Origin of the sequence: Alkalibacterium gilvum, assembly GCF_900109085.1 — a bacterium.
GTDB classification, from domain to species: Bacteria; Bacillota; Bacilli; order Lactobacillales; family Carnobacteriaceae_A; genus Alkalibacterium; species Alkalibacterium gilvum.
The window spans coordinates 1-17,181 of sequence record NZ_FNYW01000037.1 but is presented as its reverse complement, the minus strand read 5'-3'; the positions used below and the strand labels follow the sequence as shown (position 1 = coordinate 17,181).

General features: G+C 34.9%; 20 protein-coding genes and 1 pseudogene. 3 read left to right on the top strand and 18 right to left on the bottom strand.

Features of this window, described 5'->3' with window-relative positions:
• The coding region (locus BMX83_RS08760; RefSeq protein WP_177170555.1) for a transposase at positions 1 to 149 on the top strand (149 nt) is incomplete at its 5' end.
• 255 nt (positions 150 to 404) lie between these two features.
• On the opposite strand, the gene BMX83_RS11005 is transcribed toward BMX83_RS08760, so the two are convergent.
• Both BMX83_RS11005 and uvsE read right to left on the bottom strand, forming a co-directional pair.
• Positions 405 to 842, bottom strand: coding sequence for a DUF1722 domain-containing protein (locus BMX83_RS11005; RefSeq protein WP_218141938.1), 438 nt, complete (start codon positions 840 to 842; stop codon positions 405 to 407).
• Between the two features lie 82 nt (positions 843 to 924).
• Positions 925 to 1,665, bottom strand: coding sequence for a UV DNA damage repair endonuclease UvsE (uvsE, locus tag BMX83_RS11000; RefSeq protein WP_218141937.1), 741 nt, complete (start codon positions 1,663 to 1,665; stop codon positions 925 to 927).
• A 157-nt stretch (positions 1,666 to 1,822) separates the two neighbouring features.
• On the opposite strand from uvsE, the gene BMX83_RS10790 reads away from it, so the two are divergent.
• On the top strand, positions 1,823 to 1,969 hold the full coding sequence (locus tag BMX83_RS10790) for a lmo0937 family membrane protein (RefSeq protein WP_143059517.1): 147 nt from the start codon (positions 1,823 to 1,825) through the stop codon (positions 1,967 to 1,969).
• 82 nt (positions 1,970 to 2,051) lie between these two features.
• Here BMX83_RS10790 and BMX83_RS11150 read toward each other — a convergent pair whose 3' ends face one another.
• From BMX83_RS11150 to BMX83_RS08675, 16 genes are all read right to left on the bottom strand, one after another.
• Positions 2,052 to 2,285 carry a DUF1294 domain-containing protein gene (locus tag BMX83_RS11150; RefSeq protein WP_091636083.1) on the bottom strand — a complete coding sequence of 78 codons (234 nt, stop codon included), beginning with the start codon at positions 2,283 to 2,285 and terminating at the stop codon, positions 2,052 to 2,054.
• A gap of 102 nt (positions 2,286 to 2,387) precedes the next feature.
• Positions 2,388 to 3,704: a CapA family protein gene (locus tag BMX83_RS08745; RefSeq protein WP_091636078.1), complete on the bottom strand. Its 1,317-nt coding sequence runs from the start codon at positions 3,702 to 3,704 to the stop codon at positions 2,388 to 2,390.
• Complete coding sequence (locus tag BMX83_RS08740; RefSeq protein ID WP_218141936.1) at positions 3,691 to 4,563, bottom strand: M15 family metallopeptidase; 873 nt, start codon at positions 4,561 to 4,563, stop codon at positions 3,691 to 3,693. The genes BMX83_RS08745 and BMX83_RS08740 overlap by 14 nt, the downstream gene beginning before the upstream one ends.
• A 203-nt stretch (positions 4,564 to 4,766) precedes the next feature.
• Positions 4,767 to 5,510, bottom strand: a complete 744-nt coding sequence (locus tag BMX83_RS08735) for an alpha/beta family hydrolase (protein ID WP_177170554.1) — start codon at positions 5,508 to 5,510, stop codon at positions 4,767 to 4,769.
• A gap of 470 nt (positions 5,511 to 5,980) precedes the next feature.
• Positions 5,981 to 6,598 (bottom strand): V-type ATP synthase subunit D, encoded by a 618-nt coding sequence (locus BMX83_RS08730; protein WP_091636072.1) that lies wholly within the window; start codon positions 6,596 to 6,598, stop codon positions 5,981 to 5,983.
• A 5-nt stretch (positions 6,599 to 6,603) separates the two neighbouring features.
• Positions 6,604 to 7,983 carry a V-type ATP synthase subunit B gene (locus BMX83_RS08725; protein ID WP_091636069.1) on the bottom strand — a complete coding sequence of 460 codons (1,380 nt, stop codon included), beginning with the start codon at positions 7,981 to 7,983 and terminating at the stop codon, positions 6,604 to 6,606.
• Between the two features lie 11 nt (positions 7,984 to 7,994).
• Positions 7,995 to 9,761, bottom strand: coding sequence for a V-type ATP synthase subunit A (locus BMX83_RS08720; RefSeq protein ID WP_091636067.1), 1,767 nt, complete (start codon positions 9,759 to 9,761; stop codon positions 7,995 to 7,997).
• Positions 9,758 to 10,351, bottom strand: a complete 594-nt coding sequence (locus BMX83_RS08715; protein ID WP_091636064.1) for a hypothetical protein — start codon at positions 10,349 to 10,351, stop codon at positions 9,758 to 9,760. The genes BMX83_RS08720 and BMX83_RS08715 overlap by 4 nt, the downstream gene beginning before the upstream one ends.
• A 16-nt stretch (positions 10,352 to 10,367) precedes the next feature.
• The gene (locus BMX83_RS08710) at positions 10,368 to 10,676 is read right to left on the bottom strand and encodes a V-type ATP synthase subunit F (protein WP_091636061.1); all 309 of its coding nucleotides are present in this window, start codon (positions 10,674 to 10,676) and stop codon (positions 10,368 to 10,370) included.
• Position 10,677: 1 nt separating this feature from the next.
• Positions 10,678 to 11,136: an ATP synthase subunit C gene (locus tag BMX83_RS08705; protein ID WP_091636059.1), complete on the bottom strand. Its 459-nt coding sequence runs from the start codon at positions 11,134 to 11,136 to the stop codon at positions 10,678 to 10,680.
• A gap of 50 nt (positions 11,137 to 11,186) precedes the next feature.
• Positions 11,187 to 13,127, bottom strand: a complete 1,941-nt coding sequence (locus tag BMX83_RS08700; RefSeq protein ID WP_091636056.1) for a V-type ATP synthase subunit I — start codon at positions 13,125 to 13,127, stop codon at positions 11,187 to 11,189.
• Between the two features lie 31 nt (positions 13,128 to 13,158).
• Positions 13,159 to 14,199 carry a V0D/AC39 family V-type ATPase subunit gene (locus BMX83_RS08695; RefSeq protein ID WP_143059516.1) on the bottom strand — a complete coding sequence of 347 codons (1,041 nt, stop codon included), beginning with the start codon at positions 14,197 to 14,199 and terminating at the stop codon, positions 13,159 to 13,161.
• Between the two features lie 4 nt (positions 14,200 to 14,203).
• Positions 14,204 to 14,527 (bottom strand): hypothetical protein, encoded by a 324-nt coding sequence (locus BMX83_RS08690; RefSeq protein WP_091636051.1) that lies wholly within the window; start codon positions 14,525 to 14,527, stop codon positions 14,204 to 14,206.
• A 208-nt stretch (positions 14,528 to 14,735) separates the two neighbouring features.
• Positions 14,736 to 15,239, bottom strand: coding sequence for a YcxB family protein (locus tag BMX83_RS08685; RefSeq protein WP_091636048.1), 504 nt, complete (start codon positions 15,237 to 15,239; stop codon positions 14,736 to 14,738).
• Between the two features lie 77 nt (positions 15,240 to 15,316).
• Positions 15,317 to 15,511, bottom strand: coding sequence for a YwbE family protein (locus BMX83_RS08680; RefSeq protein ID WP_091636046.1), 195 nt, complete (start codon positions 15,509 to 15,511; stop codon positions 15,317 to 15,319).
• A 29-nt stretch (positions 15,512 to 15,540) separates the two neighbouring features.
• A complete protein-coding gene (locus BMX83_RS08675; RefSeq protein ID WP_091636043.1) occupies positions 15,541 to 16,881 on the bottom strand; it encodes a hemolysin family protein in 1,341 nt (446 codons plus the stop codon).
• A 149-nt stretch (positions 16,882 to 17,030) separates the two neighbouring features.
• Between BMX83_RS08675 and BMX83_RS10785 the strand changes: the two are divergent.
• Positions 17,031 to 17,181 (top strand): annotated as a pseudogene (locus tag BMX83_RS10785) (IS5/IS1182 family transposase); the annotation flags it as partial.

Genomic DNA, 17,181 nt, shown 5'->3' with positions numbered 1-17,181 from the left:
ATTCTATACGATTGACATTGCTCAAAGTTGCCGGCAAACTCGTTAAAACAGGCAGACAAGTCTATCTCAAACTGTCGAGTTATCATGTGTATCAAACCGAATTTTATAAGGTTTTCGAACGCCTACGGCGATCCAGACAATGTATTTAGAGGAGTTATCGCATAAAGTTTTAACTGATTATTTCAAGGGATCAGCCTGCCCTTAAATAGACAAAGGATTTTTAATAGGTCCTTCTTCCCTAAGAATCCTGTTCGAAAACACAATATTTTAGAAGAAAGTATCTTCCTAATATAAAAATAGGCAATTTATTCAAGAAAACAGCTTTAAATTAGAGCTATGAATTATTCAGGCTATATATTATGCTAAATCTTTTTTTCTTAGTCATATCAACGTCTCCTTTTGTTTTAAAATTCAAAGAATAAAGAATGATTTAAATAATCTACTTTATATTTAATCGCTAATTTAGATAAAAAACGCTTAATATTATCTAGTTTTTCTGGCTTGCTTTCTAATTCAGATTTATATTTTTGATAGCGTTGTTGCTCTTTGGGTGTAGCTTTTTTATTAAAGTAGCCCCAAACATGATCCAAGCTATTTATCGCCTTATTAATCTCAATTTCTTCATCAAGAGCAGATTCTATTAATTGATAAAATTGAATAACTGGATAAGCTGTTTTATCTTTCAATAAATCCTTTATATCCTGATAAATTGCTGGAGAACGCTCTAAAACTGTGTATTTATACCGCGCCCATTCATTTTCCAATGATTTTATATTTTTCTCTTTCGATGTTGCTAATTGACACTTTTTAACGGATAAATTTTTATCTTTAACCTCTAACATGATATCCACATGACATTCTTTAACATCTTCAAAATATCGCATAAAGTCATTAATTCGAATGTATTTTGAATGGGAACCTTCTCTAGCATCTATCTGTTGCTGTGAATAATGGACTTTTGCACGACCATCCTTTTCCCCCCCATGTACATTTTGCTTTACTAATCCAGTATGAATCTGGGTGAATATTACCATCATTATTTAAGCGATAGTGTAAATTATCATACACCACAGGTATGTCAATACGACTACTTAATTCTAAAACATCTTTAATTGTGTATGAAACGTCATCATTTTCGATAACCAATCGCTTCTTTATGTTTTTATCAAGCTGTTTATAAACACTTACAAACTTCTCAATAGCAAGTGGCTTATCATTGTATACCCCTCCCACGTGTAGGATTATTTTACTCTCTTGTTGGACGCCCAAGGAATCTAAAAATAACGTATGGTATTTTAAATCATTTAGCGCACGATCGACTACATCTTGTCTAGGGGAATTCAAAACAGTATATTGACCTGGATGCATTGATACGCGTATATTATACTGATTAATTTTACATCCAATTTTATTAAACAAAGGTTCAAATAAGGTCACCCAATCTAAATCATTCACCTCAAAATCAGATCCAAAGGGAATAATATCTGAACTTATCCTGAAAAGTTTTATCCCCTGTTCATAGTTATAATCCATCATCTTTTCCAGGGTCATTAAGTTATGTTCAATCAAGGACATTAATTTTTCTTTTGTTGCATTTTTCTTCCGGCATGTTTTATATTTTAATCCTGGCACACCTTTTACAATGCATGCGTAACCTATCTTCATGGTTTCACTCTCCCTTCCTACAGCTTGTTCTTACTTTCAGTTTAGCATTCTATGGAAACTCAGGCGACTTTTATGAACTTTTTTCCAAGGCTTATCGCTCAACCAGATCATATACATCTGCTATAATTAACTTAATAATATTTTAGGAGGTTATATAATGTTATGGACTTTAATAGGCTTATTGCTTCTTTTTTGGATTTTAGGACTGGTCTTTGAAATCGGCGGTGCAATAGTTCATGTGCTTCTTGTTATTGCTCTCGTTGTATTTATATGGAATATGGTTACTGGAAGAAAAAGTGATTAATCTCTCTCAATGGTAAAGGTTATTTCAACTTAAACAAAAAAAGATTCAGCCTGTACATAAGTTTCTCAGGCTGAATCTTTTTTTATATTTTAATTGTTCCATAGATGACTAAAACAGTTATTAGCATTGAGAAAGGGAGACTTATGCGAAAAATTAAGTGTTTAGTTTTATGTCTAAAAAGAACCATGCCTAACCATGCGCCTATTCCTCCTAAAAGAAATGCACTAGTAAGCAGCTTTTTCTCAGAAATACGATAGCTTCCTTTAATCGCTCGACGTTTATCACTATTAAATAAGAGAAGAGTGTAAAGGTTCATTCCTGTAATAAATGCTAGAATAACAAATTTAACTTCATTTTCAAATAAAATAAATTTCACCTACACTTTTTATAAATTGTTATTTATACTTATCTTTACAACTCATTCCTTTGAATTAGATGAAGGCATATTGATCCTATCAACCGTTTCTTGGTATGATTTTTTCATACGTTCTTTATATTTTTCTGAAACATTTTCATCTTCCAATGCCTTTTCTATTGGTAGAATTTTATACGTGTAAGGTGCACTATTCGTATCACTGTGACGATATACCCATGTTGGAACAAAAGACACATTTTTGACTCTCGTTTCACCTGTTTGCTCATTTTTTTCTACATCAACGTTTACGATAACACCATCTTCGGTAGGCGCCATACCCTCTCCAAGCGTTTCTGTGCGCTGGTTAGATACAAAATTCCCCATCGAATAAGAAACGAACGTTTCATTAGCTTCTGATTTAATATACTCTGCTTCATGAATGACATGAGGATGACTACCAAAAATAATATCTACACCCTGACTAGCCAGAAATTCAGCATTTTTTTTCTGTACTGTATTTGGATCACGTGTATATTCTTCTCCCCAGTGCATGTAGGCAACAATAATATCTGGATTTTGAGCTTTAATCGCTTCAATATCAGTGGTCATCTGTTCTTCGTCAATCGTATTGACCATGGAATCAATTTCTTCAGCGGAATACTGAGAATCTAAGCCATTCAAGTGTTCAGTATAACCCATAATGGCTACTTTAATACCCTTAACGTCTTTAATTAAAAATCGTTGATCGGATTCTGATGCTGATTTATACGTTCCAACAGCATCCATCCCTTTTTCTTCAATTACTTCTGCTGTTCTTCTCAATCCCTCTGCTCGTGTATCTAGGCTATGATTATTTGCCGTTACGATTGTATCAAAGCCAGCATATAAAAGGGCATCTGCCAATGCATCCGGCGCATTAAAAAGTGGGTAGCCACTATACTCTATTGATTCACCTGCTAGTGTCGTTTCCAAGTTTGCTAGAGCTAAATCTGCGTTCTCTATATAGGGTTTTACATCATCAAAAACAGACTCAAAGTTATAGGCGCCTTCTGGATTGTTACGCGCTGCAACTAACTGGTTCGTATGTGCCATAACATCACCTACAGCAGATATTTGAATATCAATAAAAGTTTCCTCAACAATATCTTGCTTCTCGTTATTATCTTCAGCCTTTTCAGTCGCATTGTTGTCATTTTTCTGTTCTTGTTCTGCTTTTTCAACTGTTTCTGTCTTATCATTTGTTTCAACGGTTTCTTTTTCATTGGTAAAAAATTGATCAGCCAAAACAAATGCGCCCGCGCCTACAAGTAAAATGATTAAAACACTAATTGTAATGATCAGTCCAGTAGGTTTATTCTTTTTTTTATTATTGAATTTCAATGTCTACTCCTTTCTCAATCAGATACTCTTCATAAGTCAAGTCACTATCAAATACCTGATTTGCAAGTTCTTTACCTAAAAAGCGTAAATGCCATGGTTCATATACATATCCAGTAATATCAGACTTCCCTTCAGGGTATCTTATGATAAATCCATAGTTATGGGCATTCTCTTTAACCCATTTCCCCTCTTTCGTTTCACCAAAGTCAGATGTAATTTGCAAATTCACACTTTCGCTCGTTACATCCATTACAAGTCCTGTCTGATGCTCGCTCTCTCCTGGTCTTGCACTGTATTTATTTGCGGCTTCTTCTCCATGATTGGCTGCATAATTTTTAAATAGTTGCACTTGTGTGTCATAGGATCGATAACCTGAACGTGCGTAGAGTATTATATCTTCTTTTTCTGCTGCATCGAACATATTTTTTAGAGCCTCAGCCGCTACTTTTCTCATCTGCTTAATTTCAGGATTAGGTAGAACTGTAGGGACATCCACTGTTTTTAAATTTTCTGGAGTGTAATCTTCTGGAAGGCTATACTTCTTATTTGCCAATACAGCTAGGCTGGAGGGATTTTCCACATCCACTTCTAAGCTCTCTTGGTCTATTTCATGCGTTTCTTCATCTTCAGCAGTCCCATTTGAATTATTAGCTTCTTCATTATCCTCTGAGGTACTCTTGTTTTTTTCATCCGAGTTTTCATTAGTAGACGTATTTTGGTTCGTATCTTTCTTTTCTGTTTGCTTTAACTCTGTTTGTGTGGTCTCATCTTCATGCTCTAAATCAGATTCAGTGCACGCACCCAGCAGCAATATACTCGCAATTATTCCCGATTTCATAATCCATTTTTTTCTAGACATGTGTTTCTCTCCTTATTATAGACTTTTAAGTCACAGTATCCTTATATGTTAACATGAATTTTATACATTCTGTTTAATATGATCATTTTATTACTTCACTGCTATACTTAGCAAGGATTTATCTCAACTTAAAGGAAGCTAGGATAATTAATGCGGGAGGTATGCGGGGAGAAGGATAAACAAACAACTTTTCAAGGTAAACTTCATTGATTTTGATCAATAATAAAGTCATTGATCACTTGCACAATCTGATGCTGCTGTTCATTATTGGTCAAATCACTCTTTCTATCACCTTCTTGAAATCCGTAGGTTCCAAAGTTTGAGTGATTGCCCCCTACGATTTCGGTATAAGTTGTTTCATTAGGCAATAAATCTTTCGTCTCGGCGTACTGTTCGGTATTCATGACGCCATCTTTTGAACCTATAATTGATAGCACACTTAAAGATGTTTCTGACAAATCATTCTCATCGCTCGGATAAGCGGCAAGCAAAATCAGTCCTTCGATTTCATCAGCCTTATCATCGGCATAAATCGCCGCACTGGCTCCGCCTAATGAATGACCCGCCAGCCACCAGCTTTTGTCAGAGGGATTAGCCTCTTTTATTTCATCAATAATATCCGTATTCAAAATAGCTAAATTCAGTGGCATATCAGGGATGAAAACTTGATAGCCTTCATTACTTAAATCTTTGGCTAAAGGTAAATAAGCAGCCGTTTCAACTAAGCCCCCTGAGTACAGAACGATTTGATCAGAAAAGTTATCAGGTGTTACACTAATCCAATCTTCCTCTTGTTTAACCGTTTCATCTTCAAACAAAACAGTAGCCTCTGGTAATGCTTGATACGTATTTAACCTTAGATAGAAAAAGCCAAAAGCAATTAATAAGATTAAGATAATCCCGATTCCTACAAACCATTTTTTCCATGCTGTTTTTTTATGTTTCAACTTTACGTCCACTCCCTTTTTCTAATGAAGTTAATTCCTAATTTATTTTCATTCATATTTCTAGTTATTATACTCTATCATTATGATTTAGGGTAGTTTTACCTGATCAACTATGAGATTTAAGTTGTCAATCCAGAATATATAGACAGCATTGCACGTCATACAACGCCCTGGCTTTCTTAAAGCAACAGCTCTCTGTGATAGAAGCTGGTTGGTTCCATCTCTTATAATCTCGTTTTGGTGAATGGATACTTAGCTTTAAAATAATCCTCTCAGCAGTAATGTAGTCATTCCATACTAAAAAAAGTATCTGCTTTCCATTGACAGATACTTTTTAAATTGCTTATTTTTTCCCACTATACACCCTTCACTAGGTTTTCAGTATCGTTCTGTCCATTAGTGAAGGGATTTTTGTATAAATCTACTTTAATTTCCTTAGTGATTTATTACCAGTATATTGTGGGGATGAATTATTTTTTGATGTTCTCTTTTACAACTTTTAATCGAGTAAATTCTTCTCTTTCTTTTTCTTCCAAGGCATTTTCAATTTCTTTTTTTGCTGCTTTCAAACGTGGTATGGAAATATTTTCCAATGCATTCGCACGCTTTTGTGTTTTTTTGATATTATTTGCCAATCTATATGCCGAATTTTCGATTTCAGATAATTTTATGGTTAGCTCTTTTACCTTCTCAAACGCAAGCCGAGCTTCATCTAAAGATGTACTCGTACTGTAAAAAGCATACGCCGGCTTTGTTTTATTTTTTTCAAATTCAACTTTAGGTATTTCCGTGCCCATAATACTGCGTACTTTTATATTTATTGAGTCTTCTACTGGAACAGTAGCAGCAATTTCTTGGACATAATGAATACCTGATTCGATGTTTGCCTTTTCTAAAGCTGCATACGCCTCTTTGAAGGTCTGGTCAATTTCTTTCTGTATATCATTTGCTTTATCAACGAGAGACATTATTTCATTGACCAGTATGACCCTTTTGCGATCCATCAAACTGTATCCTTGATTAGATAATTTAAGCGATTTTGTAATCTGCATCAAATTACCTTTAGTAGGAGTAGTATCATCTACCATCTCACTCACCTATCCTCATCAAAGTACTTATCAAGTAATTTTGTATCAATACGATTTAACTCTTCACGTGGAAGGATGTGTAACATATCCCAAGCCAGGTTTAATGTTTCTAATATTGTTCGATTTTCGTCAAGTTCTTGACCAATAAACCCATTTTCCATTTTTTCTCCAAATGATAGATATCTTTTATCCGTATCAGAAAGCTCATCTTCACCTATAACAGAAGCCAAAGAACGTGCGTCATTAACTTTTGAATAGGAAGCGAAGAGTTGATCTGCCACTGCTTGATGATCCTCCCGTGTATATTTTTCACCAATTCCACCTTTCATTAATCTCGAAAGTGAAGGTAAAATATTAATAGGTGGATAAACCGATTTTCCTGCCAGTGTTCTATCAAGTACAATTTGTCCTTCAGTAATATATCCAGTTAAATCTGGAATAGGATGAGTAATATCATCGTTTGGCATTGTTAAAATTGGTATTTGAGTTACTGATCCTGGTTTCCCGTCAACAATTCCAGCACGTTCATACATAGAAGCTAAGTCACTGTATAAGTATCCTGGATACCCTTTTCGTGAAGGGATTTCTTGTTTGGATGAAGACACTTCACGTAGGGCTTCACAATAAGAGGTCATATCAGTTAAAATAACTAAAATATGTTTCCCCAAATCATAAGCTAAGAATTCTGCCGCTGTGAGAGCTACTTTCGGTGTAATCAATCGTTCGACCACGGGGTCATCTGCTAAATTTAAAAACATAGTAACGTGATCGATGACACCACTTTCTTCAAATGTACGGCGGAAAAAATCAGCGACGTCATGTTTAACTCCCATAGCTGCAAAAACGATTCCGAAGTCTTCATTATTTTCTTTACCTAAATTTGCCTGACGGACAATTTGTGCAGCTAATTTATCATGGGGTAAACCATTTCCTGAAAAAATAGGAAGTTTCTGTCCACGTATCAATGTAGTCAAAGCATCGATTGCCGAGAGTCCGGTTTGAATAAAGTTTCTAGGAAATTCACGTCTAACTGGATTTAATGGATCACCATTAATATCTCTTTTACTGACATAATTCAGTTCCCCTAATCCATCAATAGGACGACCAATACCATCAAAGGTTCGACCAAGCATTTCTGGAGCGAGGGGCAATTCCATTGAATGGCCTGTTAGTTTCGTGTGTGTGTTTTCAAGCGACATATTTGTTGTATCTTCAAACACTTGTATGATAGCTTTATCTTCATATACCTCGATAATTCTTCCAAGTTTTTGCTCTGTCCTGTGAACTGAAAACTCTACAATTTCGTCATACGCAGCATCCTGTACCCCTTCAATTACTACAAGAGGGCCGTTAATTGAGTCGAGTCCTAAGTATTCAATTGACATTTAATCCCTCCTTAAGCATTTTTTTCCATAATTTTAGTATAAAATTCGTCAATATCGTTTTTGTATTGATCGAACATTTCCAATTTATTATTTGGGACATCATATTTTATCGCAATGATTTTAGTGAAGATATCTTCACGTTGAAGTAATGACATTGGCATACCATGTGATATAAGTGATTTACAACGTTTGCGTAAATACAGAATAATTTCCATCATTTTTCCCTGTTTCTTTAAAGGCACAGAGGTATCTTCAGAGTGAAAGGCATTTTGCTGCAAGAAGCCAAGTCGAATAACGCGACCAATTTCAATTGTCAACTTCTGGTCATCTGGCAATACATCACTACCAATTAATTTCACGACGTCCATTAAAGAACTTTCCTGATGAAGTATTTCGACTATTCGACGTCTATTATCGACAAAATCTGGTGAAACATTGTCTCTATACCAAGCAGCTAGATCCCCAATGTACTCACTATAGCTGTCTAACCAGTTAACTGCTGGATAATGACGTTCATGTGCTAAGGCTTTATCTAGTCCCCAAAAACAACGGACAAAACGTTTTGTGTTTTGTGTAACGGGTTCTGAAAAATCCCCCCCTTGAGGAGATACAGCGCCTATGATAGATACAGAACCCTCTGTATCATTGAAGTTCTGCATCAATCCTGCTCTTTCATAAAAAGTGGCTATACGACTTGCCAGATATGCTGGAAAACCTTCTTCAGCAGGCATCTCTTCCAGTCGTCCTGACAACTCACGTAAGGCTTCAGCCCAACGAGAGGTTGAGTCAGCCATTATCGCAACATCATATCCCATATCTCGATAGTATTCTGCTAAAGTTGTTCCTGTATATATTGATGCTTCACGAGCAGCAACTGGCATGTTCGATGTATTGGCAATCAACGACGTTCGTTCCATTAATGAGTTTCCTGATTTTGGATCAATCAACTCAGAAAAATCTTCCAATACTTCAGTCATCTCATTGCCTCGCTCGCCACAACCAATATAAATGATGATATCTGCATCTGAATATTTTGCAATCTGATGCTGCATCATTGTTTTACCTGTACCAAAACCGCCAGGTATCGCTGCTGTACCTCCTTTAGCAATAGGAAAGAGTGAATCCACAACACGTTGGCCTGTAACGAGAGGTATTGAGCTCTCAAAACGGCTCTTAGTTGGCCTAGGATTTCTTATAGGCCACTCTTGGGCTAGCTTTATTTCAATAATAGATTCATCAAGCTTTTGGACTTTAACGATAGGTTCGGTGATAGTATACTCACCATCTTCAACAATTTCTACAATACGCCCTTCAATATCTGGTGGAATCATAGACTTGTGAAGTATTGTTTTCGTTTCAGGTACTTCTGCAATAATCGTCCCTCCGATTACCTCTTGTCCGACCTCAACTGTAACGTGAACCGGCCATTTTTTTTCAGTATCTAAAAGTTTAACATCAGCCCCCCTGTGTATATACTCACCAGAAAGTTCTGCAATTGTTTTTAAAGGTCTTTCTATACCGTCAAAAATATTGTTCAAAATACCTGGGCCCAAGGTAACACTGACCGGACTTCCTGTGGAATATACAGGTTCTCCGGGCTTCATTCCCGATGTTTCCTCATAAACTTGAATTGTCGTACGCTCATTGTCTAAGGTAATCACCTCTCCAATGAGTTTCTCTTTTCCAACAAAAACTTTTTCAGACATTTGAAAGAGCGTTCTACCTTTCACGTATACAATAGGACCATTGATTCCATATATCGTTCCTAATTGTTTCACTTAGCATTCTCCTCCTCTGCTTTAATAAAAGAGAAGTTCGACTCTACTTCTTCAAATCTTTTAAGAAAAGAATTATCAATCAATAACTTTCTTGAGTGTATAACCCCTCTACTACCTCCAATAAATGGACGTTCAGAGATACTGATCGGATGATTAATTTGTTTTTCGAGTAAACGCTTTTTATTCTCATCAATCGGATCAATATAAAGAGTGATTTCTTCTCCTTTAGCAAAATCTAAAGCATCTTGTAATTGTTTTCGTAAAAGTTCAATATAGTCTTCCGATAGCATATATTCCTCGATCTGTTCTCTGGATTGAGTGAACACTTCATCTTTTAGTTGCTGCTGTTTTTTATGCAAATCTCTTTGTTGTTTTAATTGAAGTTGAGCTAAATGCTTGTTGTTCTCTTTTCTTAAATTATCTGCTTCAGCCTCTAAATCAATTTTTGCTTTATTTTTCTTTTCTTTTTTATGTTCTTCAAATGTTTGTTTTAATGAGTTTTCAAAAGATGACAGCTCGTCTGTTACTCTTTCATCAGCAGTTTCCAGAGTCATTTCACGAAAAACATCTATTTTTTCTTCAATATCCATCTTTTCACCTCACCCATTATATTTTCACTCCGATTGCTTCATTTATATAAGATGTAATAAAGTCTGATCGTCTTCCAGTACCATGGCGATCTGGTATCTCCACCAGTAATGTTTCTTGATTCTTGAGTCTTATATTAGATATGATTTCAGGAAAATCCTTGGCTAGCTTTTCTGTCAACAAAATAATGCCATTCTCTTTATTTGCTACTGCCTTTTCTAAAGCAGCTTTTACTTCTGCCTTTTCGTGAACAACAAGACCTTCTACACCCGCCAGTCTCATTCCAGTAGTGGTATTAATGTTGTCACTAATACAAACCATTTCCATTTTATAGCTGCCCTAAGATCATGAATGAAATAATCAATCCGTAAAGAGCAATCCCTTCAGCTAGACCAACAAAGATAAGTGAACGACCAAATATCGAATTATCTTCACTGATAGCTCCTAAAGCAGCCGATGCTGTACTGGCTACAGCAACACCACCACCGATACATGATAAGCCCGTAACTAAGGCCGCAGCAATATATCCTAATCCAGTTGCCAATCCACTACTTGCCGCTTCAGCAGCAACAGTTGTTTCAGCCAATTCAGCACCAAATACTAAAAAATCTGGATTATAAGCTAAAATTGTAGAAATAATGATCCCGCTAAATACTGAAAACACATTAACCCCGAGCGTTTTTTTAAATCGACTACGCGATTTTTTCCCAGAAAAGTAGTAAGCATAAGGGAGTACAAACCCCAATATAAATGTTGCGACCAAAGTGATTTTAATGATAGTGCTCATGTTTAAATTCCTCGCTTTCAAATTTTAATTCGTTTATATTTTGACACATGTTAACGCAATATATTGGTAAATGGTCTCCCATCACCTTTATAGAAATGACTAAATATTTCATAGAATTCTAGACGCAATACTTGGATACCTACTACAAGTCCCTCTAATCCTGCAACAAAGAGATTTCCAAGTATGATAACAACCCAGTTAATTTCCCCACCTTCAGCAGCTCCGGCAAGCATAAGTAAAACTTGCATCATTGCAGCATGACTAACTGCAAAAGCCCCGACACGTACAAAAGATATCGTGTTGGAAAAATAACTTAATAATACCTCAAAAAGTTCAAAGAAAGCTTGAACTAAAAACATTCCCACACTACTTTCCGTCTCTAATTCATGATTTTCCAATTTCTCCATGATGGGCTCTTCAAAAGCAATGAGAAGTAATGGTAAGCCAAACATCACAATCATAATAAGTGTGGCAGGAATTGGATTCCCACTCATGAAAATAAATATAACTGTGACGAGTGAGAGGTAAAAGGCAAGGCCTGCTAAACCATTCCGATCAAACAAGGCTAATGCGCTTTGATGATTTTTCCATTTAATGATTATACTCAATATTAAGGTTGTGATTATCATAAACATCCCAAATGTAACAGCTGCTACAAATACAGTATTAATTGTGCCAATGAAAGGTAATTCTGTCATAGCGGACATGGGGTGAAGCCAGAGCGGTTCAATAATATCCTCAAAGCCAAAAAAGCTTCCGTATAATACCCCAAAAATTGTTGAAAACACACCAGCCAACGCTACTATACCGCCTAAGTCAATATCTTTTAACTTATATAGTAAAAATCCTCCGATAGCCAATAGACTTCCCTGTCCTATATCGCCAAACATTGCTCCAAAAAGTAATGAATAAGTGATGGCCACTAAGATTGTAGGGTCAAATTCTCTGTAGTTCGGCATTCCATACATTTTTACAAACAATTCATACGGTTTAAAAATGCTGAAATTATGGATTCTTGTTGGTGGTGTTAGTTCCTTTGTGTCTTCTTCATCCTCTACGATGACTATAACATTGGAATCATTTTCTGTTTCTCTCTCGAATTGTTCGGCAGCCTCTTCTGTCAGCCATCCTCTAAGAAGATAGCGCGTCTCCTTTTGAACAAATTCATCATGTGTTAAAGCAGCATATTTACGAATATTGAAATTATTATTTAAGTTATTTAATCTATGCTTTGCTTTTAATAGAGCGTTTTTATATGGTGAAAGTAACTTTTTAACAATGCGCTCATTATCAGAAATATGCTTTTCAAGTACTCTTAATTCTTTTTTCAACTGTTTTACGATGTCTTTTGGTTTTCCTTCAAATTCATCAGGTATGAAGATTCGCTCCCAGTTCATTGATGTGAACATAGCATCCACCCGAGCTAAGCTCTTTTGCGGAGTGAAATAAACACCATAGGTATATTCTTCATCTTGTACGCCCTCCGTAAATATAGATGGTGTAATATCATAGACATATTTTTTGAATTTGTAGTAATTTGAACTAGTAAAACGTCCAAATCGAAAACGTATATTTTCCATATGAATAATTTTTTCTATTGGAAAATCTATATTAATAAAGGGTTCAATTAAATTAAGCGAATCTTGTTTGTTATTCCTTAATTTTGTATATTGCTGAACCTTTTCATGGTAAGGTTTTGTATCATTTTCCAACTGTTTAATTAAATGACAAACTGTTTCAAATGGGAGTTTGCCTTTTAGCTCTGGTAACTCAGCTTCTTTCTCTTCTAAATACTCTAATAACATATCAATACGTTCCATATAGTCGTTATAAGGACTCGAACTCGTATAGGGGCGTAAGGTTTTTGCACCATAAAGTTCTGTTAAAGCATTCTCCAGATGAATTTCATAATTAGAAAGATAGCGATCTACCATACGGTCGATATCATTTTTCGGTCCTGAAATCGTCAAAAACTTCATTTTAGTTATCAAAACTTATCCTCCTTCATAACTTATTTTGATATTATTCTTTCATCCCTATAATTTTTTGAATTTCAAGGGGGCCCCTGTCATAATGAATAGCTTCTAAAATTGTTGTCAACAGGTCAATTTCGTCTTCTTTATCATGTAGATAATTATAAATTGAAGCAATGGAATAAGGATCATTTTTAGCATTACTTTGAATAATTTTATCCAGAAGATCTTCATATAATTTTTCAAGCTCTAATCCACTGTCCAAATCATTCACATATTTAGCATATTTCGTTCCCCTAAGAACGCGCCAAAAGGCTTCTAAATCTTCAGCTGAAAGTAAGGCGCTTATTTCATTGTCACTCAAACGATAATTTACAGGGATTAATAAGGTGTTAATTTGTTCAGGTGGCAAATTATAGTAACGTTTATATCTATAAATAAAAATAATATTCAATAAATCAAACTTAGTTCCATAAATACGCTCAAATATTTTTTCCTCATCTTTTTCCAACAGCTTGTTCTTTTCACGCCAAATAGTTGTAAATGCGAACGTATCAAGTGTTGTTTCATAATCAAATAAAGAGGGTTTTTCTACTGAGTCTAATTGTTTTATAGGTTGATAATACATACTACCTTTTAAGGACTCTCTAAATTCAGGCAGCGTCTTTACCTCTTCTAGTGCTTTTGCATTTATATTTGAGTGTCGATTTAGATAATCTAAATACTCCTCACTAACTTCTTCGTATATTTCAGAAATATCAAATGCTCTTCGTAAAAATTTTTTCAAAACATTTACTTCATAATTAATACCGTAAATTTTCAAAAAATTACGCTGTCTAAAATTTGCAAAATGATATAACTTATTAAAATCTTCATAGACTGCAGAATTTAAAAGCCCCTCTAAATAACTACGATAAATATGGTTCTCATCAACATCTTTTAAAATAGTGCTATATCCTGGCTTCTGCTTTAAATATGAAACAAACGCTCTAATTGAATCAAGATGCGAAATTTCTATATACTCTTTCTTTTTCAAGAGTTTTCCATGCATACCTCGTATTTTGGTCGTAATAGCTTTATATTCATTCAACAAGTCAATCACCACGCTCTTTTAAAATATGTCCCACGATATCATTTACAATATCTTCTTTTTTCTGTCGGTAATCTTTTTCTAAATGTTCGATTTCTGCTTCATAGTATTTATTCTGTTCTTTCCGGTTTTTAACATTTTTTTGACTAAGTTGTTCTTGAATTTCTTTAAGCTGTTGTTGTGTTGCCTGATCGATTTCCCTATCAAATGAATCTTCTTTTTCTTGATATTTTTTTCGTAATGTTGCCTTTTTTTGCTCAATACTACTTTGCATATCTTTTGCTGCTTGTTCGATTTTAAAAAGCTGATTTATAACAGAATTAACCATCATGTCCTCCCTTTCATTCGTATTTTTTACTACAAAAATAATACTCCTGTTTTATAGAATAATCAAATCATGTTGGAAAAAATAATTTTATACTCTTCTTTCTAGCGCTGTTGACTCACCTTTATCCAATTAACACCCCATACAAACAAGTATACTCCTCATATTTATTAATTTCAGGTAAAAGCACATATGTTTTTTAAATAAAATTTCATTTCAAGATTGAGACTATTCGAATTTCTTCCCAGCTTAAACTCCTAGTGGGTACAATAATAACTTGTTTATCGCTATAATAAATGATGATCATATCTTTATACTGTTCAATCGTTTCAATATCTTCTACCTTCACTTTTTCATTTTGTTTATCTCCAGTAATTGTGATGGCAACTTCATCAATATGCATATTTTTTTCACCCAACATATTCTTAAAAGAGCCTTTAGATAGTTTTTTCTCAGCTTCTTTTGCGATCAGATTATGATATTGTTTCGGAAAGTAAAGAAACCATAGTCCAAAAATACCCATACTGATGATAGTCCAGTATATTACTGGTTGGTTGAAAAGTATGGTCCCCATGATAAACAGTAAGACAGAAAACACTAATGGTATAAGGATGCGTACCGATAAATAATTTTTTCTTTGAGTATTTGAGTTTTCTATATAATACAAGTTAAAATTCACAAAATCTTTTTGGGTTATCTCATAATGTATAGTCATGTACACATCTCCTTATTTAAATTATTTTATACTAAAAAAGTACCTGTTCTAATAAAACAGATACTTTGCTCGTTTATTTAATCTATTATTTTCTTTACTCGACCTACGACACCACTTTCTAACCTCACTTTTATACCGTGATGATGCGATTTTGAATTCGTTAGAATATCTTTTACTACACCTTTAGTCAGTTTTCCTGAACGTTGATCTTGCTTTTGTACGACCTCAACTATTTTTCCTGACTCAACATTTGAACGCTTTGTTCCATCCATCTCTTTAAACTCCTCCATTATACTATTGCCTATTCATTCGGCTCCTGCTTTTCTACTTCTTTGTCATTATTTTTTGTGATTAAAACTGTCTCTATCCAATTATCATCAATACCTTCAATCACAAAAGTAATATTTTTATATATAACTTTCTTTGACTCATTTTCAGTTGGGACGTGCCCCAGTTCATTAATCAGAAACCCTCTAACCGTATCAAAATCATCTGTTGGAAAGCTTATATCCAAAGTATGTTCTAAATCACGTAAACGGTAAGTACCTATAACTCTATACTGATTAGATGACAACTGTGTGATTTCGTCGTCGTACATATCTGGTTCCATACTTTCACTGGTTATTTCTCCAACGATTTCTTCGATGACATCTTCAATCGTGATCATTCCTTGCGTTCCTCCAAATTCATCGAGGACAATAGCTAAATGGGTTTTTTTCTGCCGCATTCTGGCAAACAATCTATCTATCGTCTGAGAGTCCTGAACAAAATGGGGGGCTCTCATTACCTCTATCAATGCAAATGAGGAGCCATTATCTTTTTTCATATGCTGAAATAAATCCTTTACATGTAAAACACCCACAATATTATCGATGTTATTGTCATAAACTGGAAAACGTGTGAACTGATACTTATTGACATAATATAAAACCGTATCCAAATCGAATGTAGTTGATAAGGCAATCATATCCGTGCGATGAGTTAAAATATTCGAAGTTGTTGTATCATTAAATTCAAAGATATTTTCAATCATAACTCTTTCTCCAGGATGTATGGTCCCTCTTTCCCGACCTAAATCAACGAGCATCCGAATATCTTCCTCAGTGGCTTCTTCATTCTCTGCATTAGGATCCGCTCCAAACACTTTAAATATCATCCTGATTGAAAAACTCAAAAATTTAACAATGGGTGAGCTGATTTTTGCTAGAAGAGTCACAGGACCGACAGCTATGTTTGCTATTGCTTCCGCTTTTTGCATAGCTAACTGCTTAGGAACTAGCTCCCCAAATACTAGCGTAAAATAAGACAAGATAATTGTAATGACAACAACTGAGATAGAATTAAGGGCACCTAGTGAAATGGGCACACCCAAATCAAATAATAATTCCGCCATAGGACCAGCGAAAAAATCAGCAGCAAATGCACTGGAAAGAAAACCTGCGAGCGTTATTCCAATTTGAATCGTGCTCAAAAACAAACTGGGTTTAGATATAAGAGCATGTAATTTTTGAGCTTTTTTGTCCCCATTGTCTGCTTTTCGTTTCACTTTATTATCATTTAAGTTGACAAAAGCCAATTCTGAGGCGGCAAAAAAGCCATTTAATAAAATTAAAATAATGAGAGTTACGATTGCAATTATCAACTGAATTCCTCCGTAATTAGTGTGTACTGAATAATTCAAATATGTTGATATTACGGTAAATGTCCATGGTTTTTGATATAATAAGTGCAAGGATTTCAATGAACCACTATCAAATTCTTTGCACTTTTCAAGGAAATGGAGCGATAGATGTGTACAAAAAGCAGCCTAATACTCAATTATCATTCGATGACTTCAATCAGCCCGTGGGGCTTACCATGAATCCTGAAAATCGTTGGGTCAAAAAAGCAGAGCTGATTCCATGGATAGACTTGGAAGAGCAGTATGCCTCCATTTTCCAAA

Bases quoted from the DNA above. Each gene is read 5' to 3' on its own strand.
- BMX83_RS11005 (WP_218141938.1), bottom strand. From the start codon at position 842: ATGTTAGAGGTTAAAGATAAAAATTTATCCGTTAAAAAGTGTCAATTA.
- uvsE (WP_218141937.1), bottom strand. From the start codon at position 1,665: ATGAAGATAGGTTACGCATGCATTGTAAAAGGTGTGCCAGGATTAAAA.
- BMX83_RS10790 (WP_143059517.1), top strand. From the start codon at position 1,823: ATGTTATGGACTTTAATAGGCTTATTGCTTCTTTTTTGGATTTTAGGA.
- BMX83_RS11150 (WP_091636083.1), bottom strand. From the start codon at position 2,285: ATGAACCTTTACACTCTTCTCTTATTTAATAGTGATAAACGTCGAGCG.
- BMX83_RS08740 (WP_218141936.1), bottom strand. From the start codon at position 4,563: ATGTCTAGAAAAAAATGGATTATGAAATCGGGAATAATTGCGAGTATA.
- BMX83_RS08730 (WP_091636072.1), bottom strand. From the start codon at position 6,598: ATGGTAGATGATACTACTCCTACTAAAGGTAATTTGATGCAGATTACA.
- BMX83_RS08725 (WP_091636069.1), bottom strand. From the start codon at position 7,983: ATGTCAATTGAATACTTAGGACTCGACTCAATTAACGGCCCTCTTGTA.
- BMX83_RS08715 (WP_091636064.1), bottom strand. From the start codon at position 10,351: ATGGATATTGAAGAAAAAATAGATGTTTTTCGTGAAATGACTCTGGAA.
- BMX83_RS08710 (WP_091636061.1), bottom strand. From the start codon at position 10,676: ATGGAAATGGTTTGTATTAGTGACAACATTAATACCACTACTGGAATG.
- BMX83_RS08705 (WP_091636059.1), bottom strand. From the start codon at position 11,136: ATGAGCACTATCATTAAAATCACTTTGGTCGCAACATTTATATTGGGG.
- BMX83_RS08690 (WP_091636051.1), bottom strand. From the start codon at position 14,527: ATGGTTAATTCTGTTATAAATCAGCTTTTTAAAATCGAACAAGCAGCA.
- BMX83_RS08685 (WP_091636048.1), bottom strand. From the start codon at position 15,239: ATGACTATACATTATGAGATAACCCAAAAAGATTTTGTGAATTTTAAC.
- BMX83_RS08680 (WP_091636046.1), bottom strand. From the start codon at position 15,511: ATGGATGGAACAAAGCGTTCAAATGTTGAGTCAGGAAAAATAGTTGAG.